The 23,673-nt window shown below is 65.6% G+C and carries 23 protein-coding genes; 6 read left to right on the top strand and 17 right to left on the bottom strand.

What is annotated here, in order from left to right; translation table 11 throughout:
- Positions 1-25 precede the first annotated feature (25 nt).
- Genes ACSQ27_RS15680 through ruvC form a run of 6 tightly spaced genes read left to right on the top strand, consistent with a single transcriptional unit; the run spans position 26 to position 4,657 of the window.
- A complete protein-coding gene (locus ACSQ27_RS15680; protein ID WP_436156432.1) occupies positions 26-874 on the top strand; it encodes a TonB family protein in 849 nt (282 codons plus the stop codon).
- Between the two features lie 7 nt (positions 875-881).
- Positions 882-1,721: a shikimate dehydrogenase gene (gene aroE, locus ACSQ27_RS15675; protein WP_436156431.1), complete on the top strand. Its 840-nt coding sequence runs from the start codon at positions 882-884 to the stop codon at positions 1,719-1,721.
- Positions 1,718-2,458 (top strand): monofunctional biosynthetic peptidoglycan transglycosylase, encoded by a 741-nt coding sequence (mtgA, locus tag ACSQ27_RS15670; protein ID WP_436156430.1) that lies wholly within the window; start codon positions 1,718-1,720, stop codon positions 2,456-2,458. The genes aroE and mtgA overlap by 4 nt, the downstream gene beginning before the upstream one ends.
- Positions 2,459-2,480: 22 nt before the next feature.
- Complete coding sequence (locus ACSQ27_RS15665) at positions 2,481-3,113, top strand: lysophospholipid acyltransferase family protein (protein ID WP_436156429.1); 633 nt, start codon at positions 2,481-2,483, stop codon at positions 3,111-3,113.
- A complete protein-coding gene (locus tag ACSQ27_RS15660; protein WP_436156428.1) occupies positions 3,113-4,093 on the top strand; it encodes a phosphatidate cytidylyltransferase in 981 nt (326 codons plus the stop codon). Before ACSQ27_RS15665 ends, ACSQ27_RS15660 begins: the two co-directional genes overlap by 1 nt.
- Before the next feature lie 15 nt (positions 4,094-4,108).
- Positions 4,109-4,657: a crossover junction endodeoxyribonuclease RuvC gene (ruvC, locus tag ACSQ27_RS15655; RefSeq protein WP_436156427.1), complete on the top strand. Its 549-nt coding sequence runs from the start codon at positions 4,109-4,111 to the stop codon at positions 4,655-4,657.
- On the opposite strand, the gene ACSQ27_RS15650 is transcribed toward ruvC, so the two are convergent.
- The 17 genes from ACSQ27_RS15650 to mraZ form a co-directional block, all read right to left on the bottom strand.
- Positions 4,654-4,830, bottom strand: coding sequence for a hypothetical protein (locus tag ACSQ27_RS15650; RefSeq protein WP_436156426.1), 177 nt, complete (start codon positions 4,828-4,830; stop codon positions 4,654-4,656). The two genes, ruvC and ACSQ27_RS15650, sit on opposite strands and share 4 nt — an antisense overlap.
- A 20-nt stretch (positions 4,831-4,850) precedes the next feature.
- Positions 4,851-5,774, bottom strand: a complete 924-nt coding sequence (lpxC, locus tag ACSQ27_RS15645; RefSeq protein ID WP_436156425.1) for a UDP-3-O-acyl-N-acetylglucosamine deacetylase — start codon at positions 5,772-5,774, stop codon at positions 4,851-4,853.
- Positions 5,775-6,066: 292 nt separating this feature from the next.
- Positions 6,067-7,296, bottom strand: coding sequence for a cell division protein FtsZ (gene ftsZ / locus ACSQ27_RS15640; protein WP_436156424.1), 1,230 nt, complete (start codon positions 7,294-7,296; stop codon positions 6,067-6,069).
- 149 nt (positions 7,297-7,445) lie between these two features.
- On the bottom strand, positions 7,446-8,675 hold the full coding sequence (gene ftsA / locus ACSQ27_RS15635) for a cell division protein FtsA (RefSeq protein WP_436156423.1): 1,230 nt from the start codon (positions 8,673-8,675) through the stop codon (positions 7,446-7,448).
- A gap of 4 nt (positions 8,676-8,679) precedes the next feature.
- Positions 8,680-9,465, bottom strand: a complete 786-nt coding sequence (locus ACSQ27_RS15630) for a cell division protein FtsQ/DivIB (protein WP_436156422.1) — start codon at positions 9,463-9,465, stop codon at positions 8,680-8,682.
- A 19-nt stretch (positions 9,466-9,484) separates the two neighbouring features.
- Entirely contained in the window at positions 9,485-10,462 is a 978-nt protein-coding gene (locus ACSQ27_RS15625; protein WP_436156421.1) for a D-alanine--D-alanine ligase, read from the bottom strand.
- A complete protein-coding gene (gene murC / locus ACSQ27_RS15620) occupies positions 10,459-11,892 on the bottom strand; it encodes a UDP-N-acetylmuramate--L-alanine ligase (RefSeq protein WP_436156420.1) in 1,434 nt (477 codons plus the stop codon). Before murC ends, ACSQ27_RS15625 begins: the two co-directional genes overlap by 4 nt.
- Complete coding sequence (gene murG, locus ACSQ27_RS15615; protein WP_436156419.1) at positions 11,889-12,971, bottom strand: undecaprenyldiphospho-muramoylpentapeptide beta-N-acetylglucosaminyltransferase; 1,083 nt, start codon at positions 12,969-12,971, stop codon at positions 11,889-11,891. Before murG ends, murC begins: the two co-directional genes overlap by 4 nt.
- Complete coding sequence (ftsW, locus tag ACSQ27_RS15610) at positions 12,968-14,224, bottom strand: putative lipid II flippase FtsW (protein ID WP_436156418.1); 1,257 nt, start codon at positions 14,222-14,224, stop codon at positions 12,968-12,970. The genes murG and ftsW overlap by 4 nt, the downstream gene beginning before the upstream one ends.
- The gene (murD, locus tag ACSQ27_RS15605; protein WP_436156417.1) at positions 14,221-16,041 is read right to left on the bottom strand and encodes a UDP-N-acetylmuramoyl-L-alanine--D-glutamate ligase; all 1,821 of its coding nucleotides are present in this window, start codon (positions 16,039-16,041) and stop codon (positions 14,221-14,223) included. The genes ftsW and murD overlap by 4 nt, the downstream gene beginning before the upstream one ends.
- A gap of 6 nt (positions 16,042-16,047) precedes the next feature.
- Positions 16,048-17,226 carry a phospho-N-acetylmuramoyl-pentapeptide-transferase gene (gene mraY, locus ACSQ27_RS15600; RefSeq protein WP_436156416.1) on the bottom strand — a complete coding sequence of 393 codons (1,179 nt, stop codon included), beginning with the start codon at positions 17,224-17,226 and terminating at the stop codon, positions 16,048-16,050.
- Positions 17,216-18,625, bottom strand: a complete 1,410-nt coding sequence (locus ACSQ27_RS15595; RefSeq protein WP_436156415.1) for a UDP-N-acetylmuramoyl-tripeptide--D-alanyl-D-alanine ligase — start codon at positions 18,623-18,625, stop codon at positions 17,216-17,218. Before ACSQ27_RS15595 ends, mraY begins: the two co-directional genes overlap by 11 nt.
- On the bottom strand, positions 18,622-20,115 hold the full coding sequence (locus ACSQ27_RS15590) for a UDP-N-acetylmuramoyl-L-alanyl-D-glutamate--2,6-diaminopimelate ligase (RefSeq protein WP_436156414.1): 1,494 nt from the start codon (positions 20,113-20,115) through the stop codon (positions 18,622-18,624). Before ACSQ27_RS15590 ends, ACSQ27_RS15595 begins: the two co-directional genes overlap by 4 nt.
- Complete coding sequence (locus ACSQ27_RS15585; RefSeq protein ID WP_436156413.1) at positions 20,112-21,845, bottom strand: peptidoglycan D,D-transpeptidase FtsI family protein; 1,734 nt, start codon at positions 21,843-21,845, stop codon at positions 20,112-20,114. Before ACSQ27_RS15585 ends, ACSQ27_RS15590 begins: the two co-directional genes overlap by 4 nt.
- Positions 21,842-22,159 (bottom strand): cell division protein FtsL, encoded by a 318-nt coding sequence (ftsL, locus tag ACSQ27_RS15580; RefSeq protein WP_436156412.1) that lies wholly within the window; start codon positions 22,157-22,159, stop codon positions 21,842-21,844. Before ftsL ends, ACSQ27_RS15585 begins: the two co-directional genes overlap by 4 nt.
- Positions 22,160-22,175: 16 nt before the next feature.
- Positions 22,176-23,093, bottom strand: a complete 918-nt coding sequence (gene rsmH / locus ACSQ27_RS15575) for a 16S rRNA (cytosine(1402)-N(4))-methyltransferase RsmH (protein ID WP_436156411.1) — start codon at positions 23,091-23,093, stop codon at positions 22,176-22,178.
- 9 nt (positions 23,094-23,102) lie between these two features.
- On the bottom strand, positions 23,103-23,531 hold the full coding sequence (gene mraZ / locus ACSQ27_RS15570; RefSeq protein ID WP_411877957.1) for a division/cell wall cluster transcriptional repressor MraZ: 429 nt from the start codon (positions 23,529-23,531) through the stop codon (positions 23,103-23,105).
- Positions 23,532-23,673: the final 142 nt, after the last annotated feature.

The following is a 23,673-nucleotide window of genomic DNA, read 5'->3' as shown; positions in this document are numbered from 1 at the left end:
GCATAAACACCGATAATCACGTTCTGTGAAGACCCCCAGCACACTGCAAATCGCCCTCGGCGTGTCCATCGCCGTCCACGCGGTATTGCTGACGGCGCGTTTTGTCGACCCCGAGCGCTTCAACCGTGTGTTCCAGGACACCCCGCTCGAGGTGATCCTGGTCAACGCCAAGTCCAATGAGAAGCCCGACTTCGCCAAGGCGATCGCACAGGCCTCGCTGGCCGGTGGCGGCGAGGCCGAAAAAGGCCGGGCCACTTCTCCCCTGCCGCCTTCGGCCCTGATGGAACTCGGCGACGCGACGGAAGACGCGCAGCGCAAGGTCGAATCGCTGCAGGAGCAGCAGACCCAGCTGCTGGCGCAGATCAAAAAACAGCTGGCCTCCATGCCGCCGCCCGACCTGACCCAGCCCGCCAACAGCCCGGCCCAGGCCGAGCGCGAGGAAAAGCGCAAGCAACTGGTCAAGATCCTGGCCGAGATCGAGCGCCGCATCAACGAAGAAAACGCCCGGCCCAAAAAACGCTACATCAGCCCGGCCACGCGCGAAGAGGTCTACGCCGTCTACTACGACGAACTGCGCCGCAGGATTGAAGACCGGGGCACCGTGAACTTCCCCGAGCAGGCCGGCAAAAAACTCTACGGCGAACTCACCATGATCGTCACCGTGAACTTCGACGGCACCGTGCTGGACACGGAAGTGGTGCAGACCTCGGGCAACCTGACGCTGGACCGGCGTGCCCAGAGCATCGTGCGCGGCACCGGTCCCTTCGGCAAATTCAGCGACGCGATGCGCCGCAAGGCCGACCAGATCGTCGTGGTGTCGCGCTTCAAGTTCACGCGCGACGACACGCTGGAAACCAAGCTCACGAGCCGCTAAGGTCCCCATGGATCAGTATTACGTCCTGGGCAATCCGATCGCGCACAGCAAGTCGCCGCTGATCCATGCGCGCTTTGCTGAACTCACCGGGCAAGTCCTGCGCTACGAGCGCCTGCTGGTGCCGCTGGAATCCTTCGCCGCCACGCTGGTCCAGCTGCAGCGCGATGGCGTAAAGGGCTGCAACGTCACCGTTCCTTTCAAGCTCGATGCTTTCGGCGCCGCCACCACGCGCAGCGACCGGGCACAGCTGGCGCAGGCCGCCAACACCCTGGTGCTGCAAGGCGGTGCCGTACATGCCGACAACACCGACGGCGTGGGCCTGGTGAACGACATCCAGAACAACGCCGGCGTCTCGCTGGCCGGGCGCGACGTGCTGCTGATAGGCGCGGGCGGCGCGGGCGCGGGTGCGCTGGCGCCGCTGCTGGCCGCCGGGCCGCGCCGGCTGGTGCTGGTCAATCGCACGCGGGCCAAAGCCGACGCGCTGGTTGCGCAGCACAAGGCGCACGCCTCGCTGCAAAGCCTGCTCCAGAAAACCGAATTGCTGGCCGAAGACCTGCAGGGGCTGCGAGGCGCTTTCGACGTGGTCATCAACGCCAGCGCGAGCAGCCTGGCGGGCAGCGGTGTGCCGGTCGCCGCCAGCGTGCTCAAACCCGGTGCGCTGGCCTGCGACATGATGTACGGCCCGGCCGCGGCCGGCTTCATGGCCTGGGCCCGGGACAAGGGCGCCACGCCGCGCGACGGCCTGGGCATGCTGGTAGAGCAGGCCGCCGAGGCCTTCGAGCTGTGGCGCAAGGTGCGCCCGCCCTCCGCGCAGGTACTGCGGGAAATGCGGGCGCTGCTGGCATGAAAGCGCTGTTCAGGTTGATCGGCCTGGGCCTGCTGGCCGGCCTGGCCTTGCAGCTCTTTTTTGTGGCGCGCATCGCCGTGATGGCCGTGGTGGACCCGGAGTCCACCGCCTTCCAGCGCTCGGAGGCCTACCTGGTCGCGCGCAACACCGGCGCCCTCAAATGGCGCCAGCAATGGGTGCCCTACGACGAGCTGCCCGATACCCTCAAGCGCGCGGTTATCGCCTCCGAGGATGCCAGCTTTGCCGAACACGACGGCGTGGACATGGAGGCCCTCGAAAAAGCCTGGGACAAAAATGCCAAGGCCGAGCAGCGCGCCGCGCAGTCGGCCAGCCGGTTGGCCCCCGCCAAGGCGGCGGTCAGGCCCGTGAAGATCGTGGGCGGCTCCACCATCACGCAGCAGCTGGCCAAAAACCTGTTCCTGTCGGGCGAGCGCACGCTGCTGCGCAAGGGCCAGGAACTGGTGCTGACGCTGCTGCTGGAGGCGCTGCTGAACAAGGAGCGCATCCTGGAGATCTACCTGAACAACGTGGAATGGGGCGAAGGGGTGTTCGGCGCCGAGGCGGCGGCCCAGCATTACTACCGCAAGCCCGCGGCCAGGCTGGGCGCCTACGAGGCCGCGCGCCTGGCCGTGATGCTGCCGCGGCCCAAGTATTTTGAAACCCGGCCCGGCTCAGGCTACCTCGCCTCGCGCGCCGGCACCATCGTCGCCCGCATGGGCGGCGTCGAACTGCCTTGAGGCATACAAAGGCAAGCGGCCCATGAACGACAAACTTTCTCCCGTGCTGGCCAAGCTCATGGGCCTGTTCCTGCTGGGCCTGATCCGCACGCTGACAGGCGCCCAGGCACGCTGGCTGGGCTGCCCGCCCAAGGCCGAGCAGCGGATTTACTTCGCCAACCACCAGAGCCATGCCGACCTGGTGCTGATGTGGGCGGCCCTGCCCGAAGAACTGCGCAGCATCACGCGGCCCATCGCCGCCAAGGATTACTGGACCAAGACGCCGTTCAAGCAATGGATCACCACGGCGGTGTTCAACGCGATTTACGTGGACCGCGCCAAGACCGGCGACCAGGACCCGCTGGAGCCGCTGATCGAGGCGCTGACCAACGGCGACTCCATCATCCTGTTCCCGGAAGGCACGCGCGGCAACCACGAGGAGCCGCAAAAATTCAAGGCCGGCCTCTACAACCTGGCGCTCAAATTCCCCGGCGTGGTGCTGGTGCCCGCCTGGATCAACAACGTGCAGCGCGTCATGCCCAAGGGCGAGGTCGTGCCGGTGCCCATCCTGTGCTCGGTCACCTTCGGCGCGCCCATTGCCCTGGGCGTCGGTGAAGACCGCGGCGAATTCCTGGCCCGCGCGCGCCAGGCCGTGATGGATCTGCGGGAATCCTGATGAACACGTTCTTGCGCAATCTTTCCCCCTCGCACCAGGTCGGCCTGCTGTTCGTGCTGGTCTTCGGCATCCTGGCGGCCATCAGTGTGGCCGCCTTCGTGATGTCGCTCAAGGACACGCACGAGGACGACCTGCACTCCCAGAAGCTCAAGGAATTCAACGGCGTCCTGCGCACCTCCTGGCTGATGTCCACCGTGTTCTGGATAGGCTGGACGCTGGGCGAGACCGTGGCCACCGTGCTGTTCGGGCTGGTCGCCTTTTTTGCGCTGCGCGAGTTCATCACGCTCTCGCCCACGCGCCAGGGCGACCACCGCAGCCTGGTGCTGGCTTTCTTTGTGGTGCTGCCGGTGCAGTTCGCGCTGGTGATCACGCGGCGCTTCGACCTGATCACCGTGTTCATCCCGGTCTACGTGTTCCTGGCAATCCCGGTGGTCAGCGCGCTGGCCGACGACCCGCAGCGTTTCCTGGAGCGCAACGCCAAGCTGCAATGGGGCATCATGGTCTGCGTCTACGGCATCAGCCACGTGCCCGCCCTGATGCTGCTGAAGTTTCCCAACTATGAAGGCAAGAACGCCTTCCTGGTGTTCTTCCTGGTGTTCGTGGTGCAAAGCTGCATGATCGTGGAGTACGTGGTCGGCCGCAGGCTGAAGCGCCCGCCCAGCGCGCCCAACGTCAGCAAAAGCTTCAACTGGACCAGCTGGCTGATCGCCGTCGTGGCGGCCAGCCTGCTGGGCGGCCTGCTGGCGGGCCTCACGCCCTTCAAGCCGGCGCAGGCCGTGGCCATGGCCTTTATCGCCTGCGTCTCCGGCTCGCTGGGCCACCTGGTGATGAAAGCGCTCAAGCGCGACCGCGGCATTCCCAACTGGGGCAAGCGCGGCGTGGGCGTGACCGGCGCCAGCGGCCTGCTCGACCGGGTGGACGCCCTGTGCTTCGGTGCGCCCATCTTCTTCCATTCGGTCCGCTGGTATTTCGGCCTCTGAGGCCAGGCGGCATCGATGCGCATCCTAGGCATAGACCCCGGCCTGCAAACCTCCGGCTTCGGTGTGGTGGACGTGGACGGCCCGCACCTGCGCTACGTGGCCAGCGGCACCATCAAGACCACGCACCTGGAGCGCGCCGACCTGCCGGGCCGGCTCAAGGTGCTGTTCCAGGGCGTGTGCGAGGTGGTGGAGCGCTACCAGCCCGACACGGCTTCGGTCGAAATCATCTTTGTCAACGTCAACCCGCAGGCCACCCTGCTCTTGGGCCAGGCACGCGGAGCCTGCATCACCGCCCTGGTTTCGCGCGAACTGTCGGTGACCGAATACACGGCCCTGCAACTCAAAAAAGCCGTGGCCGGCTACGGCAAGGCCGGCAAGGCCGAGGTGCAGGAGATGGTGATGCGGCTGCTCAAGCTGCCTTCGCTGCCCGGCAAGGACGCGGCCGACGCATTGGGCCTGGCCATCACCCATGCCCATGTGGGCAGCGCCATGGCGCGGCTGGCGCAAGCCAGCGGCACGGGCGCAAAGATGACGGGAAATTACCGGGGCGGGCGCAGCCGTTAGGCAATGCGCTCAAGCACCAGCACCGCGAAGAAACCGAAGGCGGCAATCAGCGTCCACTTGAGGATGGTCAGGCCAAAGCGCTTGAAGCGCGCCTGGCCGGTGCCCGCGTAAAACATGAAGGCCACCACGGCGGCCAGCAAAAACAGCAGGATGAGCCAGCGAAACAGCAGCATGGGGATGCCCTGTGCCGCAGCTACCAGGCGCGCGCCAGCGTGGCAAAGCCCCGGGGCGCTTTTTTCTCGTCCGCAAAGGTGACGACTTCGTAGGCGTCCTTGTGCGCCAGCAGTTCGCGCAGCAACTTGTTGTTCATCGCGTGGCCGGAGCGGAACGCGCTATAGGCGGCCAGCAGCGGCTTGCCCAGAAGGTACAGGTCGCCCATGGCGTCGAGGATCTTGTGCTTCACGAACTCGTCGTTGTAGCGCAGGCCGTCGCTGTTGAGCACCTTGTAGTCGTCCATCACGATGGCGTTGTCCAGCCCGCCGCCCAGCGCCAGGCCGTTGGCGCGCATCATTTCGACGTCCTTGGTGAAGCCGAAGGTGCGAGCCCGCGCGATGTCGCGCGTGTAGCCGCCAGATCCCATGTCGAACTCCACTCGCTGGCCGGTCGAGTCCACCGCAGGGTGGTCGAAATTGATTTCAAAGCTGAGCTTGTAGCCCTCGTAGGGGCTCAGGCGCGCCCACTTGGTGTTCGTACCCTCGCCTTCGCGCACTTCCACTGGCTTGATCACCCGGATAAAGCGCTTGGGCGCCGCCTGCAACTCGATGCCGGCCGACTGCAGCAAAAACACAAACGACGAAGCCGAACCGTCCAGGATGGGCACTTCCTCGGCCGTGATGTCGACGTACAGGTTGTCGATGCCCAGGCCCGCGCAAGCCGACATCAAATGCTCCACCGTGTGCACCTTGGCACTTCCACTGGAGATCGTCGACGCCAGACGTGTGTCCGTCACCGCCTGCGCCGAGATGGCAATGTCCACCGGCTGCGGCAGATCCACCCGGCGAAACACAATCCCCGTGTCCGGCGCCGCGGGGCGCAAGGTCAGTTCCACCCGCTGCCCGCTGTGCAGGCCCACGCCCACGGCTTTGGTCAGGGATTTAAGGGTTCTTTGGGCAAGCATGTGCTCTATTTTAGTTGGCGCAAGGCCATTTCAAGGGTAGGGGATAGCAATGCCGGGCATAGGCAGAGTGAATTAGGGCGCAAACCAGCAACCCCAACGACGCGCGCCAGGTCCACTAGCCAATGGCGATTAATCGAATGCAAGCAGGGGAAGCGAAGCATGCCCCCCAACGGAGATTAATGGGATGGAAAGCGTAGCGAGCGGCCCGAGGTTGCGTCGAGGAGCGGAGCCGTACTCAGGTACGGCGAGCACCACAGACGCAAGATCGGCCCGCGCAGTAGCTTTACACCCATTAATCGGCTTGTTTGCGGAGAAAGGCTGGGATCTCGAAGTCGTCCATACCGCCCGAAGCCAAAGCATCCACCTTGGCCGCAGCCTGCGTCCGGTTGGTCCGCCAAACGCTAGGCACCGCCATGTTCCCGTAATCCGGCTGGGCCGAACCCGTTCCCATCTGCGTCGCACCGCCGGCACCGGCCGTGGTGTTCAGCGTAGGCACGTTGAAAGGCACGTTGTCGGTACCGGTGCGCAGCACCTGCAGCGGCGGCGCATGGCGGCGCACGCCCTGGCGCGACAGGCCGGTCGCGACCACGGTCACGCGGATTTCATCACCCAGTTCGTCGTCATAGGCCGTGCCGTAAATCACGTGCGCATCGGGCGAGGCATAAGCGCGGATGGTGTTCATCGCCAGCTTGGATTCGCTCAGCTTGAGCGAGCCCTTGGCCGCCGAGATCAGCACCAGTACGCCCTTGGCGCCCGACAGGTCAATGCCTTCGAGCAGCGGGCAGGCCACGGCCTGCTCGGCGGCAATGCGGGCGCGGTCCGGGCCGTTGGCCTTGGCCGTGCCCATCATGGCCTTACCAGGTTCGCCCATCACGGTACGCACGTCCTCAAAGTCGACGTTCACATGGCCGGGGACATTGATGATTTCGGCGATGCCGCCGACGGCGTTTTTCAGCACGTCGTTGGCATGCGCGAAAGCCTCGTCCTGCGTCACGTCGTCGCCCAGCACTTCGAGCAGCTTTTCGTTCAGCACCACGATCAGCGAGTCGACGTTGGCTTCAAGCTCGGCCAGGCCCAGGTCGGCGTTGGTCATGCGGCGGCCGCCTTCGAATTCGAAAGGCTTGGTCACCACGCCGACCGTCAGGATGCCCATCTCCTTGGCGATGCGCGCGATCACGGGCGCCGCGCCGGTACCCGTACCGCCGCCCATGCCGGCGGTGATGAACAGCATGTGAGCGCCGTCGATGGCGCTGCGAATGTCGTCCGCCGCCAGCTCGGCCGCGTCACGGCCCTTGTCGGGCTTGCTGCCCGCGCCCAGGCCGCTGCTGCCCAGCTGAATGGTCTTGTGCGCGCTACCGCGGCTGAGCGCCTGCGCATCCGTGTTGGCGCAGATGAACTCGACGCCTTGCACGCCGCATTCGATCATGTGCCCGACGGCATTGCCGCCACCGCCGCCGACACCGATCACCTTGATCTGTGTGCCTTGGTTGAATTCTTCGATTTCAATCATTTCGATGCTCATTGGGAGCCTCCTAATCAATAAACTGCAGTTGCCAATAATCGGAAATTTGTATTTATGGTTGACATGGCTTTCTCACGCAGGGGGATCCGCCCCGCCCGAATGCATGCAACGTGAAGGCCTGCCGATAAAGGTGGAATAGGTTTTCATGGTCAGAAGTTCCCCACAAACCAGTCTTTGACCTTGCCGAATGCGTTGTGCACGCTGCCCGCCTTCTGCGACACCTTGTAGCCCCGCATGCGGGCCAGCCGGGCCTCTTCGAGCAGGCCCATCACGGTGGCGGCCCTTGCCTGGGCCACCATGTCGGACAGCGCGCTGGAGTAGCGCGGTATGCCGCGCCGCACCGGCTTGAGAAAAATGTCCTCGCCGAGCTCCACCATGCCGGGCATGACGGCGCTGCCGCCGGTGATGACGATGCCGGAGGACAGCACCTCTTCATAACCCGACTCGCGTATCACCTGCTGGACCAACGAGAAAATTTCCTCGATGCGCGGCTCGATCACGCCGGCCAGCGCCTGTTTGCTCAGCATGCGCGGGCCACGGTCGCCCAGGCCGGGGACTTCGACTTGCTGGTCCGGGTCGGCCAGCAACTGCTTGGCATAACCGCTTTCGACCTTGATGTCTTCGGCGTCCTTGGTGGGCGTGCGCAGTGCCATGGCGATGTCGCTGGTGATCAGGTCGCCGGCGATCGGGATCACCGCGGTGTGTCGGATGGCGCCGCCGGTGAAGATGGCGACGTCGGTGGTGCCCGCGCCTATGTCGACCAGCGCCACGCCCAGCTCCTGCTCGTCCTGCGTGAGCACCGCCAGGCTGGAGGCCAGCGGGTTGAGCATCAGCTGGTCCACTTCCAGGCCGCAGCGCCGCACGCACTTGATGATGTTCTCGGCCGCGCTCTGCGCGCCGGTCACGATGTGCACCTTGGCTTCCAGGCGTATGCCGCTCATGCCTATGGGCTCGCGCACGTCCTGGCCGTCGATGACGAACTCCTGCGGCTCGACCAGCAGCAGGCGCTGGTCGGTCGAGATGTTGATGGCCTTGGCGGTTTCGATCACGCGCGCCACGTCGGCCTGCGTGACTTCCTTGTCCTTGACCGCCACCATGCCGCTGGAATTGATGCCGCGTATGTGGCTGCCGGTGATGCCGGTGTAGACACGGGCGATCTTGCAGTCGGCCATCAGCTCGGCCTCTTTCAGGGCCTGCTGGATGCTCTGCACCGTGGCGTCGATGTTGACCACCACGCCGCGCTTGAGGCCGTTGCTCGCCGCGATGCCCAGGCCCGCGAGCTTGAGCTCGCCGCCCGGCATGACCTCGGCCACCACGGCCATGACCTTGCTGGTGCCGATGTCCAGCCCAACCACGAGATCCTTGTATTCCTTGGCCATATATTTACCTTTTTTTCTTTCCGTCGTCTTTGTCAGCGGGGTTTCCCGTGGTGACACCCCTGAGCCTGATCGCATAGCCGTTGCCGTAACGCAGGTCGGCGGACTCCAGGTCCCGTCCGTAGCGCGAAGACACCTGCGTCACCGTGGCGAGAAAGCGCCGCGTGCGCGCCTCGATTTCCTGCGGCGAACCATGGCCGAGCTCGATCACCGCACCGTTGTCGAGCTGGGCGCGCCAGCTGCCCTGGCCGCTCAGCTGCAGCTGTTCCAGCGAGGCATCCGTCTCGTCGAACAGGGGCGACAGCACCTGGTAGGCCTGCAGCACCAGCGGCGCCTGGCCTTGCGGGCCGTTCAGCACCGGCAGGACTTCCGCTTCGACCTCGCCCTGGTTGGCTTCGAACACCTCGCCAAAGTTATTGACCAGGCGCGCGTCGCTTTCGGCGCCCCAGAAGGCCACTGGTTTGTGTTCCTGTAGCACCACCTTGAGGCGGTTCGGGAATTCGCGCTGCACCAGCGCCCGCCGCACCCAGGGCACGGACTCGAACACCGCGCGGGTGGCGGCCAGGTCCACCGTGAAAAAATTGCCGGCCAGCCGGGGCGCCACGTTGGCGCGCAGCGTGACCGCGTTGTTGTGCATCAGGTCGCCCTGCACGCGGATCGCGCTCAGGCTGAACAGCGACTGGCGCAGCACCCAGGCGACGCCCAGCGCCACGACCATGGCAGCAAACGCCAGGCCCAGGACCACCGAGAAGGTGTTCATGAGCTTGACGTCTAGCGGCATGGCGGTAGGCATGGGCGTTCTGCGTTTCAAATTACGCCTCCCCCTGTTTCTGGTGGTCCAGCGTGGCGGTCTTGAGCACTTCGACGCACAGGTCTTCGTAGGAGATGCCGGCCGCGCGCGCGGACATGGGCACCAGCGAATGGCCCGTCATGCCGGGCGAGGTGTTGATTTCGAGCAAATAAGGCTTGCGCGTGTTCTTGTCGATCATCACGTCGGCGCGCGCCCAGCCGCGGCAGTTGAGGATGCGAAAGGCATCCAGCACCAGCTGCTGGATGACGGCTTCTTCGCCTTCGGGCAGCCCGCAAGGCACGATGTACTGCGTGGTGTCGGTGAAGTATTTGTTCTGGTAGTCGTAGTTGCCGTCGGGCGCAACGATGCGGATCACCGGCAGTGCATGTGCGCCGGCACCAGTGCCCAGCACCGGGCAGGTCACTTCATCGCCGCTGATGAACTGCTCGCAGAGCACGTCGGCATCCAGCTTTTCAGCCTGCGCCACCGCATCGGCCATGCCCTCGCGGGTCGTGACCTTGGTGAGGCCTATGGAAGAACCCTCGCGCGCCGGCTTGACGATCAGCGGCAGGCCCAGCGCGTCGGGCACGGCGGCGATGTCGGCTGCGCCATAAGCGCCGCGGCGCAGCAAACGGTATTGCGGCGTCGGCAGCCCCTCGGAAATCATCACCCGTTTGGTCATGACCTTGTCGATGGCCATGCTGGAGGCCATGACGCCTGAGCCGGTATAGGGAATGCCCAGAAGCTCCAGCGCGCCCTGCACCGTGCCGTCTTCGCCGAAGCGGCCGTGCAAGGCGATGAAGCAGCGCGCAAAGCCGTCTTTCCTGAGCTGGGAGAGGTCGCGCTCGGCCGGGTCGAAAGCATGGGCATCGACACCGCGCGAACGCAGTGCCTTGAGCACACCGCTTCCCGACATCAGCGAGACTTCGCGCTCGGCCGACATGCCACCCATCAGGACGGCGACCTTGCCGAATTGGGAGGTGTTCTCGTTCTGTTTCATGCCGGGGCTCCTGAGGTCTTGGGGGGTGCGGCCGGATCCAGCATCTCGACCACCCGGGCGGGCACCTGGCCTATGGAGCCGGCGCCCATGCACATCACGACGTCACCGCCCAAGGCGTTGTCCACAATCGCCTGCGGCATGGCCTCGATCTCGTCGACGAAGACGGGTTCGAGCTTGCCGGCCACGCGCAGCGCGCGCGCCAGCGAACGGCCGTCGGCCGCCACGATGGGCGGCTCGCCGGCGGCATAGACCTCGGACAGCAGCACGGCGTCGGCCTGGCCTATGACCTTGACGAAGTCCTCAAAACAGTCGCGTGTGCGCGTGTAGCGGTGCGGCTGGAAGGCCAGCACCAGGCGCCGGCCCGGAAACGCGCCGCGCGCGGCGGCCAGGGTCGCAGCCATTTCGACCGGGTGGTGGCCGTAGTCCTCGATCACGGTGAAATGCCCGCCGCCTTTGGCCGGCATGTCGCCGTAGCTCTGGAAGCGCCGGCCCACGCCGCGAAAATCGGCCAGGGCTTTTTGCACCGCCGCGTCGGGCACGTTGAGTTCGACCGCGATGGCAATCGCCGACAGCGCATTGAGCACGTTGTGCTCGCCGGCCAGGTTGAGCACCACCTCCAGGTCGGGCAGGGTGACGCCGTTGCGCCGCTGCGCCGTGAAATGCATTTGTGCGCCCACCGGCCGCACGTTGACGGCGCGCACCTGCGCGTCCTCGCCGAAACCGTAGCTGGTGATGGGGCAGGAGACCTGCGGCAGGATGTCGCGCACGGCCGGGTCGTCGGTGCACAGGATCGCCGTGCCGTAGAACGGCATGCGGTGCAGGAAGTCGACAAAGGCCTTCTTGAGATTGCCGAAATCATGGCCGTAGGTTTCCATGTGGTCGGCGTCGATGTTGGTGACGACGGCCATCACGGGCAGCAGGTTCAGGAAGGAAGCGTCGGATTCGTCGGCCTCGACCACGATGTAGTCGCCCGAGCCGAGCTTGGCGTTGGCGCCCGCGCTGTTCAGGCGCCCGCCGATCACAAAAGTCGGGTCCAGGCCGCCTTCGGCCAGCACGCTGGCCACCAGGCTGGTGGTGGTGGTCTTGCCGTGCGTTCCCGCGATGGCGATGCCCTGCTTGAGGCGCATCAGTTCGGCCAGCATCAGCGCGCGCGGCACCACGGGAATGCGTTTTTCGCGGGCGGCCAGCACCTCGGGGTTGTCGGCCTGCACCGCGGTGGAGGTCACCACCGCGTCGACCTTGGCGAGGTTGCCCGCCGCATGGCCGACAAAGGTCTTGATGCCGAGTTTTGCCAGGCGCTGCAGCGTGGGGCTGTCCGACAGGTCGGAACCCGAGATGGCGTAGCCGAGGTTGTGCAGCACCTCGGCGATGCCGGACATCCCGGAGCCGCCCAGGCCGATGAAATGGATGTTTTTTATAGCGTGTTTCATGTCGCCAGCTCCTCGCAGGCGGCCACCACGCGTGCGGTGGCTTCGGTTTTTTGTAGGGTCTTGGCCTGGAGGGCGCGCTCCAGCAGGGTGTAGCGCGTGGTGGTTTTCAGAATATTGGCCAGTTTTTCCGCTGTGAGATCGCGCTGCTGGATCAGCCAGCCGCCGCCCTGGTCCACCAGGAATTTCGCGTTACTGGTCTGGTGGTCGTCGACGGCGGCCGGGAAAGGCACGAACAGCGCCGCGGCGCCGACGGCCGCGATCTCGGTCACGGTGCTGGCGCCGGCGCGGCAGATGATGAGGTCGGCGTCGGCAAAGGCCTGGGCGGTGTCTTCAATAAACGGCGTGAGTTCGGCCTGCACGCCGGCGACCGCGTAGTTGGCGCGCAGCGCGTCGATCTGCTGGGCACCGCTCTGGTGCCGGACCTGCGGGCGTTCGCCGGCGGGAATCAGCGCCAGCGCCTTGGGCACGATGTCATTGAGCGCGCGCGCGCCCAGGCTGCCGCCCACCACCAGCAGCTTGAGCGGCCCGCCCCGGTCGGCAAAACGCTCGACCGGGCCGGGCTGGCGCGTGAAGGCCGGGCGCAGCGGGTTGCCTATCCACTCACCTTTACGGAACACGTCCGGGAAAGCGGTGAAGACACGGTCGGCCACACCGGCCAGCACCTTGTTGACCATGCCCGCGATCGAATTCTGCTCATGCAGCACCAGCGGCTTGCCCAGCAGCACACTCATCATGCCGGCCGGAAAGCTGATGTAGCCGCCCAGGCCGACCACCACGTCGGGCTTGACGCGGCGCACCACCTGGATGCTTTGCCAGAAGGCCTTGAGCAGGCGCAGCGGCAGGAACACCAGCGTGGCCGGGCCCTTGCCGCGCACGCCGGAAAAATCGATGTGCTCGAAGGCGAAACCACGCGGCGGTACCAACTGGCTTTCCATGCTGGGACGGCTCGCCGTACCCAGGCCGCCCAGCCAGTGCACACGCCAGCCGCGCTCACGCAGGGCCTCAGCCACGGCCAAGCCGGGGAAGATATGGCCGCCGGTTCCACCGGCCATGACCAGGGCGCAGTGCTGCTTGCTCATGCGCGCCCTCCCCTCATCAGCAGCCGATTCTCGTAGTCGATTCGCAGCACCACCGCCAACGAAATCAAATTCATCAAGATCGCCGAACCGCCATAACTCATCAGCGGCAAGGTCAGCCCCTTGGTCGGCAAAGCGCCCAGGTTCACGCCGATGTTGATGAAGGTCTGGAAACCTATCCAGATGCCCACGCCCTGCGCGACCAGGCCGGCGAAGAGGCGGTCCAGCGCAATCGACTGGCGGCCTATGTGCATGATGCGGCGCGTCATCCACATGAAGAGGCCGATCACGGTCAGCACGCCCAGCAGGCCGAACTCCTCGCCGATCACGGCCATCAGGAAGTCGGTGTGCGCCTCGGGCAGCCAGTGCAGTTTTTCAATGCTGCCGCCCAGGCCGACGCCGAAGATCTCGCCGCGGCCGAAGGCGATCAGCGAGTGCGAAAGCTGGTAGCCCTTGCCCATGGAATATTTGTCGCTCCAGGGATCCAGGTAAGCGAAGATCCGCTCGCGCCGCCATTCGCTGAGCATCACCATCAGGCTGAAAGCGACCACCACCACGGCCGCGATGACGAAGAACATGCGCGCATTGACGCCGCCCAGGAAAAGTATGCCCATGGCGATGACCGAGATCACCATGAAAGCGCCCATGTCGGGCTCGGCCAGCAGCAGCAGGCCGACGATGGCGATGGCGATCGCCATGGGCATCACGGCGCGGAAGAAACGTTCCTTCACCTCCATCTTGCGCACCATGTAGTCGGCCGCGTACAGCAACACCGCGAACTTTGCGAGTTCCGAGGGCTGGAAGTTCATGATGCCGATGGATATCCAGCGGCGGGCGCCGTTGACGCCCTTGCCGATAAAGGGCACCAGCACCAGGATCAGCAGCAACAGGGAAATGACGAAGAGCCAGGGCGCGAGCTTTTCCCAGGTCGCGAGCGGCACCTGGAAGGCCAGGACGGCGACGATGAAGGCGACTACCAGCGACACTATGTGGCGCGTCACGAAATGGGTGTGGGCATACCGCGCGAACTTGGGGTTGTCGGGCATGGCCACGGAGGCCGAATACACCATGACCAGGCCCCACATCAGCAAGGCCACGGTGACCCAGAGCAGCGCCTGGTCGAACCCGGCCATGCGCACGGGCGGTGCCGCCAGCGTGCGCGACAGGCTCTGCCCGCCCAGGCGGACGGGCAGCACATCGGCCGCGGCCTTGCCGAAGCCGGAGAACCAGCCTGAAAGACGCGCGGCAACCGTCACAGCACCTCTCCCTGGTCGCGGGCCAAGGCCTGCACCGCTTCGCAAAAGACGCGGGCGCGATGTTCATAGTTGTCGAACATGTCGAAGCTGGCGCAGGCCGGCGACATCAGCACGGCGTCGCCGGTCTGGGCCTGCTGCGCCGCCAGGGTGACGGCCTCTTCCATGGAGGCAGCGTCCAACGTCGGGATGTTGCGCGGCAGGACCTCTTTGATGAGGGGCGCGTCGCGGCCAATCAGCACCACGGCCCGCACATGGCGCAACACGGGATCGGCCAGTGGCGAGAAATCCTGCCCTTTTCCTTCGCCGCCCAGGATCAGCACCAGCTTGCGCTCCAGGCCCAGGCCCGTGAGCGCCGCCACGGTGGCCCCCACGTTGGTGCCCTTGCTGTCGTCAAAGTACTCGACGTCCTTGACGACGGCCACCGACTCCACGCGGTGCGGCTCGCCGCGGTATTCGCGCAGGCCGTGCAGCATGGGTGCCAGGGTGCAGCCCGCGGCCACGGCCAGGCCCAGCGCCGCCAGGGCATTGGTGGCGTTATGGCGCCCGCGTATGCGCAGGGCTTCGATGGGCATCAGGCGCTGCACATGCAGCTCCACCTCTTCGTCCTTGCGGCGCTTGATGGTTTCGTCGGCCTCGGCCGCGCGCACCAGCCAGGTCATGCCATTGACGGTTTCAATGCCGTAATCGCCGGGGCGTTGCGGCTCACCGGCGCCGAAGGTGGCGTGCGGGCGCAGTTGCGGCGCCTTCAGCCGCACCTTGACGGGCGGCGGCAGCATGGCCATCACACGCGCGTCGTCGCGGTTGAGCAGCATGAAGGTGCCGGCGCCGAAGACTTTGGCTTTCGCCGCGGTGTAGGCCTCCATGTCGCCGTGCCAGTCGAGGTGGTCCTGCGTGATGTTGAGCACCACGGCGGCCGTGGGCTCGAAGCCCTGCACGTCGGCCAACTGGAAGCTGGACAGTTCCAGCACCCAGACCTGCGGCAGGGTTTGTGCATCCATATGGTCCGACAGCGTGTCGAGCAGCGTCGGGCCAATGTTTCCGGCCACGGCCACGGTTTTCCCGGCACGCTGCACCAGCTGGCCCAACAACGAGGTCACCGTGGTCTTGCCGTTGGTGCCGGTGATGGCCAGCACGGCGGGACGGTAGCCCGGCTCGGGTTCGGCCTGGGCCAGTGCCAGCAAGGCGGGCAGTGCCGATTCTTCACCGGCTTCGTCGGTCACAGGCACGGCATCCGGGATGACCGCTGCGCTTGCTTCGTGAATATCGCCGGAGGCATCGGCCGCCAGGGCGGGCTCGCCTTCCGGTGCATCAGACACAGCAGGAGCATCAGATCCATCAAGGGCCGCATCGCTTTCGTCAAGCGCGTCGACCGCCTCAGGCATATCGGACACATCGGGCAAAGCTGCCTCGCTCGGCACCTCGGGGGACTCAGGCGCTTCGACAGCTGCCTCGGCCGTTTCGGCAACCGGCGGCTCGCGCAAATCCGCTAAGGCCCGCGCAAACAGGTCGAGCTCACCGCCCACAGGCAGGCCCATGGCGCGCGCGGCATCGGCAACGGGGGCGATGGTGGCCGGCGCCAGGCCGGGCGAGCGGTAGACGGCGCGCACGGCCGTGCCCTGCACCAGCTCAGGCTTGAAAGCGCCGCCGACAAAAGCGACGCCCGGCAGTTCCTCGCGCAACGTGGCGAGCAGGGGCGGCGCTTCGCGTGTGTCGGCGACCGTCACATGCGCTCCGTGGCGCGCGCACCAGCGCGCCATGGCCAGGCCGGACGCACCCAGGCCCAGGATCAACACGGTTTGGTCTTGTAGATGCCGCATGCCTGTTTACCTGAGCTTCAAGGTGGAGAGGCCGATGAGGCACAGCAGCATGGTGATGATCCAGAAACGGACGACCACCTGCGTTTCTTTCCAGCCGCTTTTCTCGAAGTGATGGTGCAGCGGCGCCATCTTGAGGATGCGGCGGCCTTCGCCGTAGCGTTTCTTGGTGTACTTGAACCAGGTCACCTGCATCATCACGGACAGCGCCTCCACCACGAAGATGCCGCCCATGATGGCCAGCACGATTTCCTGGCGCACGATGACGGCGATGGTGCCCAGCGCGGCGCCCAGCGCCAGCGCGCCCACGTCGCCCATGAAAACCTGGGCCGGGTGCGTGTTGAACCACAGAAAGGCCAGGCCGGCGCCGGCCATGGCCGAGCAGAAGATCAGCAGTTCGCCCGAGCCGGGGATGTGCGGGAAGAACAGGTATTTGGAATAGACCGAGCTGCCGGTGACATAGGCGAAGACACCGAGCGCCGAGCCCACCATGACCACCGGCATGATGGCCAGGCCGTCGAGTCCGTCGGTCAGGTTGACGGCATTGCTGGAGCCTACGATCACGAGGTAGGTCAGGATCACAAAACCAAAAACGCCCAGCGGGTAGCTGATTTCCTTGACGAAGGGCACCAGCAGGCCGGCCTTGGGCGGCAGGTTCACGTCAAAGCCCGACTGCACCCAGCTGAAGAACAGCTCCAGCACGCGCAGGTTGGAACTCTCGGAGATGCTGAACACCAGATACAGCGCCGCGAGCAGGCCGATGAGGGACTGCCAGAGGTATTTCTCGCGGGAGCGCATGCCCTCCGGGTCCTTGAGCACCACCTTGCGCCAGTCGTCGGCCCAGCCGATGGCGCCGAAGCCCAGCGTGACGATGAGGACAATCCAGACAAAGCGGTTGGACAGGTCGAACCACAGCAGCGTGGAGATGCCGATGGCCAGCAAAATCAGCACGCCGCCCATGGTGGGCGTGCCGCTCTTGCTCAAGTGCGTCTGCATCGCGTATTGGCGGATGGGCTGGCCGATCTTCAGCGAGATCAGCCGCCGGATCACAAAAGGCCCGGCCAGCAGGCCGATCAGCAGCGCCGTGAGCGCGGCCATGACGGCGCGGAAGGTCAGGTACTGGAACACCCTGAAGAACCCGAACTCGGGGGAAATCGACTGGAGCCATTGGGCCAGGCTAAGCAGCATGGGGCTCTTCCTTATGGTTTTGGTTGTGTTGAGCGTGATCTTGCGCATGGGCCGTGATGGCCTGGACCACACGTTCCATCTTCATGAAGCGGGAACCCTTGACCAGCACGCTGCCGGTGTGGGGCAGCTCGGCCAGCACGGCGGCGGCGAGCGCTTCCATGCCGCCGAACACCTGCGCGCCACCGAAACCGGCTGCGGCCTGCTTTGACTGCTCACCCAGGGTGAACAGTTTTTCAATGCCCAGGGCACGCGCATGGCGCCCGGCTTCGTCGTGGAACTGTGGCCCCTGGTCGCCGACCTCGCCCATGTCGCCCATCACCATCAGGCGCGGGCCGGGCAGTTCGGCGAGGACCTCCAGCGCGGCGCGCATGGAATCGGGATTGGCGTTGTAGCTGTCGTCGACCAGGGTCAGCACCCGGCCCGGCAAGGCCACGGCGATGGCTCGGGAACGGCCCTTGACCGGCACAAAAGCCGAGAGGCCCGCAGAGATAGCGGCCAGGGGCACGCCCGCCGCCAGCGCGCAGGCCGCGGCGGCCAAAGCGTTCTTGACGTTGTGCCGGCCGGCGATGTGCAGAGAGAAATCGGTGTCGCCCGCCGGTGTGGATGCGGCTACCTTCCAGCAGCCGCCCTCCCATTGCGCGGTGCCGGTGAGGTCGGCGGCGCCCGAGAGCGCGAAGGTCAGCACTTTGCGCTTTCCGACCAGCTCGCGCCACAGCGGGGTGTAGTCGTCATCCGCCGGAAAAACCGCCGTGCCGGCGGCATCCAGCGACGCGAACACCGAGCCGTTCTCGCGCGCCACCGCTTCCACCGTGGCCATGAATTCGAGGTGCTCGCGCTGCGCATTGTTGACCAATGCGACGATGGGTTTGGTGAGTTCGGCCAGGTAGGCGATCTCGCCGGGGTGGTTCATGCCGAGTTCGACCACGCCTGCTTCGTGCGCGGCCGACAGGCGCAGCAGCGTGAGCGGCACGCCGATGTCGTTGTTGAGGTTGCCTTCGGTGGCAAAGGCCTTGTCGGCCTTCCAGGCGCGCAGTATCGAGGCGATCATCTGCGTGACGGTGGTTTTGCCGTTGCTGCCCGTGACCGCCACCAGCGGCAAGCGGAACTGCGAACGCCAGCCGGCCGCCAGCCGCCCCAGCGCCAGGCGCGTGTCGGCCACTTCCAGCCCCGGCAGGCCGGCTTGCGCCAGTCCGTGGTGGGCAATCGCCGCGACTGCGCCTTGCGCCTTCGCTTGCGCGAGGAAGTCGTGGGCATCGAAACGCTCGCCCTTGAGCGCCACGAACAGGTCACCGGCCTGCAGGCTGCGCGTGTCGGTGTTGACGCGCAAGGCCTGCACGCCGGCATCGCCCACGAGCCGGGCGCCGGGCAGCCAATCGAGGGCTTGTTGCAGGCGCATCATGATTGCGCTCCTTGCCCGAGTGCAGCCAGCGCATCGAGGGCCGCCTGCGCATGCTCGCGGTCGGAGAAAGGGAGCTTCACACCGCCCACTTCCTGAAAACTTTCGTGGCCCTTGCCGGCCAGCAGCACCACGTCTTCGGGGGCGGCCAGGCTCAGGGCGTGCGTGATGGCGGCGGCACGGTCGGCCTGCACATGCACGGCATCGCGGTGGCTCAGGCCCAACAGCACCTGGCAGATGATGGCCAGCGGGTTCTCGCTGCGCGGGTTGTCGCTGGTGACTACTACCTGGTCGGCGTTCTTTTCAGCCACCGCCGCCATCAGAGGGCGCTTGGTCGCGTCGCGGTCGCCGCCGCAGCCGAACACGCACCACAGCTGGCCGCCGCGGTGCGCCGCCGCGGGCCGCAGCGCGAGCAGCACTTTCTCGAGCGCGTCGGGCGTATGGGCGTAATCGATGACCACCAACGGCCGGCCCGGCACAGCCAGGGTCTCGGTGCGGCCGGGCACGGGCAGCAGGCCGGTGCAGACCTTCACCGCGTCAGCCAGCGGCACGCCCATGGCGCGCAGGGCCCCCAGCACACCGAGCAGGTTGGACACGTTGTACTGGCCTACCAGGTGCGCGGCCAGCGTATGGCTTTCGGCGCCCTCGGCCACTTCAAAACTCAAGGCATCGGTGCCGTGCTCGATCTTGCGGGCCTGCAGGCGTGCCGGCTCCACGCAAGACACGCTCCAGAGGTCCAGGCCGCTGCCGGCCAGCGACTCATGGAGCTCGGCGCCCTTGGCGTCGTCAATGTTGATGACCGCCGCCTTCAAGCCCGGCCAGCCGAACAGCGCGGCCTTGGCCTCCCAGTAGGCCTGCATCGACGCGTGGTAGTCGAGGTGGTCCTGGGTGAAATTGGTGAAGATGGCGACCTCGATGGCGGTCGCGTCCAGGCGGTGCTCGACCACGCCGATCGAGGAGGCCTCCAGCGCGCAGGCGGCAAAGCCTTCATCGGCGAAGCGCCGCAGTTCCTGCTGCAGCAGCACCGGGTCGGGCGTGGTCAGGCCGTTGGAGACCATGGCGCCGGGCTCGCCTATGCCCAGTGTGCCGATGAGGCCGCACTTGCGCCCCAGCCGGCCCAGCGCCTGTGCCAGCCACCAGGCGGTCGAGGTCTTGCCGTTGGTGCCGGTGACGGCGGAAATCCGCAGCTGCCGGCTCGGCTCCTTGAAATAAACCGCGGCGATGGGGCCGGTCGCGGCCTTGAGGCCGGCGTATTCGGCGACCTTGCCGTCCTCAAAACCGTAGGCGGCCGCGCCTTCCTGTTCGACCAGGCAGGCCGTGGCGCCCGCATCCAGGGCGCCGCCCACAAACTTGCGCCCGTCGGTGGCGGCGCCGGGCCAGGCGATAAAACCGTCGCCCGGGACCAGCTTGCGGCTGTCCGTGCGCAGGCTGCCGCTCACGCGTTCGCGCAACCAGCCGGCGGCCTGCTCAGGGGTGTGGAGCTGCGTGCTCAAAACGACTCCTCCACGGCCTGGGTGGTGATTTGCGGCTTGACGCTCATGTCGGGCTGCACGCCCATCATGCGCAGCGTCTGCTGCACCACTTCGCTGAAAACAGGCGCGGCGGCCACGCCGCCGAAGTAGTTGCCGTCGCTGGGCTCGTCGATCATCACGCCGACGATGATGCGTGGCGCCTCAATGGGCGCCATGCCGGTGAACCAGGCGCGGTATTTGTTGGTGGCATAACCTTTTCCGACCTGCTTGTGCGCCGTGCCCGATTTGCCGCCCACGGAATAGCCGACTGTCTGCGCCAGCGGACCCGTGCCGCCGGGAGCGGCGGCCATCTGCAGCATGCGGCGGACGGCGTGCGCGTTCTCCGCGGAAAACACCTTGACGCCCACGGCGGGCTCGCTGCTCTTGAGCATGGTGACGGGAATGATCTGGCCGTCGTGCGCGAAGGCCGTGTAGGAGTGCGCCATCTGGAACAGCGAGGCCGACAAGCCGTAGCCATAGGCCATGGTCGCCTGCTCGACGGGGCGCCAGGTTTTCCAGGGCCGCACACGCCCGGTGACGGCGCCGGGGAACTGTATTTGCGGTTTCTGCCCGTAGCCCAGTGCCATGTAGGTGTCCCACATTTCCTGTGCGCTCATCTTTTGCGCGATTTTCAGTGCGCCGACGTTGCTGGACTTCTGGATGACGCCTTCCACCGTCAGCGTGCCGTAGTTGTGGGTGTCGCTGATGGTGAAGCCGCCGATGCTGTAGCGGCCGGGCCCGGTTTCAATGATGGTCTGCGGCTTGATGCGCCCGGCCTCGAGCGCCATGGCCACCGTGATCGGCTTCATCGTGGAGCCGGGCTCGAAGGTGTCGGTGAGGGCCCGGTTGCGCAACTGCTCGCCGGTCAGGTTTTTCCGCCGGTCGGGCACGTAGCTCGGATAGTTCGCCAGCGCCAGCACCTCGCCGGTGGTGGAATCCAGCACCACGACGCTGCCGGCCTTGGCCTTGCGCGCGATGACCGCGTCGCGCAGCTTCTGGTAGGCGAAGAACTGAACCTTGCTGTCTATGCTCAGCTGGATGTCCTTGCCTTCGACGGGCGGCATCTGCTCGCCGACGTCCTCGACGACACGGCCCAGGCGGTCCTTGATCACGCGGCGCGAACCGGCCTTGCCCGCCAGGTCCTTGTTGAAAGCCAGCTCAATCCCCTCCTGGCCGCGATCCTCGACGTTGGTGAAACCCACCACGTGGGCCACGGTTTCGCCTTCGGGGTACTGGCGCTTGTATTCCTTGCGCTGGTAAATGCCCTTGATGCCTATCGCGTGGATTTTTTTGGCCACCGGCTCGTCGACCTGGCGCTTGAGCCAGACAAAGGTTTTGTCCTCGTCACCCAGCTTCTTGTTGAGCTCGGCGAGCGGCATTTCCAGCAGCAGGGCCAGTTCGGCCAGTTGCGGCTTGCTGGCTTGGACGTCTTCGGGAATGGCCCAGATGCTGGATGCCGGCACGCTGGACGCGAGGATCAGGCCGTTGCGGTCCAGGATGCGGCCGCGGTTGGCGGGCAGCTCCAGCGTGCGGGCAAAGCGCACCTCGCCCTGGCGCTGAAAAAATTCATTGCCGAAAATCTGGATGTAAGCCGCCCGGCCGGCCAGCCCGGCAAAGGCCAGCGCGATGCCGGCCACGATGAACTTGCTGCGCCAGACGGGTGTCTTGCTGGCCAGCAAGGGGCTGGATGAATAAAGAACGCTGCGGCTCATGGCCTGGCGCCCTCAGCCTCGGAAGCCGTAGAAGCCGGTGCGGCCGGGGCATCCTTGTGGGTCACGTACTGCGTGATGGCGGGCGTCACCGTGCGCATCTGCAGCTTTTCCTTGGCCAGTTTCTCGACCTTCAGGGGCGTGGCCTGCGCGCGCTTTTCCACCTGCAGGCGCTCGTTGTCCATTTCGATCTTGCGCGCCTCGGCCGTCGCTTTTTCAAGTTCGACATAGAGGCGGCGCGATTCGTACTGGGTGCGCACGAGGTAAAGCGCGCTGGCCAGCACAGCGAGCAGCAGCACGAGGTTCAAGCGAGCCATGACTGTGCTCCGACCGTCATGCGGCCACCTCTGTGCGTTCGGCGACGCGCATCACGGCGCTGCGCGAGCGTGGATTGCCGTCGACCTCTTCTTCGCTGGGTTTGGTGCGGCCCAGCGCCTTGAGTTGCATGGCCTTGGGTTCGGCGAAAGGCGCGCGGCGGTCGAACACCTCGCGCGAATGCGCGGCGATGAACTGTTTGACGATGCGGTCTTCGAGCGAATGAAAACTGATCACCACCAGACGGCCTCCCGGTTGGAGAACTTTCAGTGACGCGGCTAGCGCCTGTTGCAGCTCTTCAAGCTCGGCGTTGATGAAAATCCGAAGAGCCTGAAATGTGCGCGTTGCAGGGTCCTTGCCCGGCTCGCGGGTTTTGACCGCGCCAGCCACGACTTCGGCCAACTCAGCGGTGGTTCGAAGAGGGCCCCGTTCCTGTCGGCGACGATCAATCGCCTTTGCAATCTGTTGAGCAAACCGTTCTTCGCCATATTCACGAATCACCTCCGCCATGGTTTCTATGGATGCTTCCGCCAGCCACTCGGCCACGCTCTGGCCACGCGTGGTGTCCATGCGCATGTCGAGCGGCCCCTCCTGCCGAAACGAAAAACCGCGCACCGGGTTGTCGATCTGCGGTGAGCTCACGCCCAGGTCCATCAACACGCCGGCCGCGCTGGCGGCGGGCAGCTGGCCCAGGTGCATAAAACCCTCGTGGCGGATGGAAAAGCGCGCGTCTGTGATGGTCTGCGCCTCGGCGATGGCGTCGAGGTCCTTGTCGAAGGCGGTGAGCCGCCCCTGGGGCGAGAGCCGTGACAGCAACAGCCGTGAGTGCCCGCCGCGCCCGAAGGTCGCGTCGACGTAGTGGCCGTCCGGGTTGACAAGAAGCGCCTCTATGGCTTCGTTCAACAGGACGGTGCGGTGTATCCATGTGCCGTTCACCGTCTTCTTTCAGAACGAAAAGTCTCTGAAGACATCGGGCATCTCGCCCTTCATCTGTTCGGCTTCCTGTGCCGCGTAGGTGGCGGCATCCCAGAGTTCGAAGTAGCTGCCCATGCCGAGCAGCACCGTGTCTTTGCTGATGCCCGCCGCCGCGCGCAGTTCGGGCGACACCAGCACGCGGCCGGTGGCGTCCATGTCGACATCCATGGCGTTGCCGAGAAAGATGCGTTTCCACCACTGTGCCTGCATCGGCAGCGAGGCGATGCGGTCGCGGAATTTTTCCCACTCGTTGCGAGGGAAAATCATCAGGCAGCCGTGCGGGTGCTTGGTGATGGTGAGCTGGCCGGAAGCGGTGGCGCTCAGCACGTCACGATGCCGGGTCGGCACGGAGAGCCGACCTTTGGTATCGAGAGCTAACGATGAGGCACCTTGAAACACTGCTACAAACCTTTAGAGAACACTTTTCACCACTAAATTGCACTTCCTCCCACTTTAGCAGGAAACCATTTGCAAACAAGGGATTTGAAACAAATTTTTTCAATGAAATCAAGGACTTAGAAGCGTCTATGGATGCAAAGGG

The organism is Polaromonas sp. LjRoot131 (assembly GCF_964252805.1).
In the GTDB taxonomy this organism is placed as follows: Bacteria; Pseudomonadota; Gammaproteobacteria; order Burkholderiales; family Burkholderiaceae_C; genus Polaromonas.
Note: the sequence above shows the minus strand (reverse complement) of the source record. Positions and strands in the feature narration are given on the sequence as shown.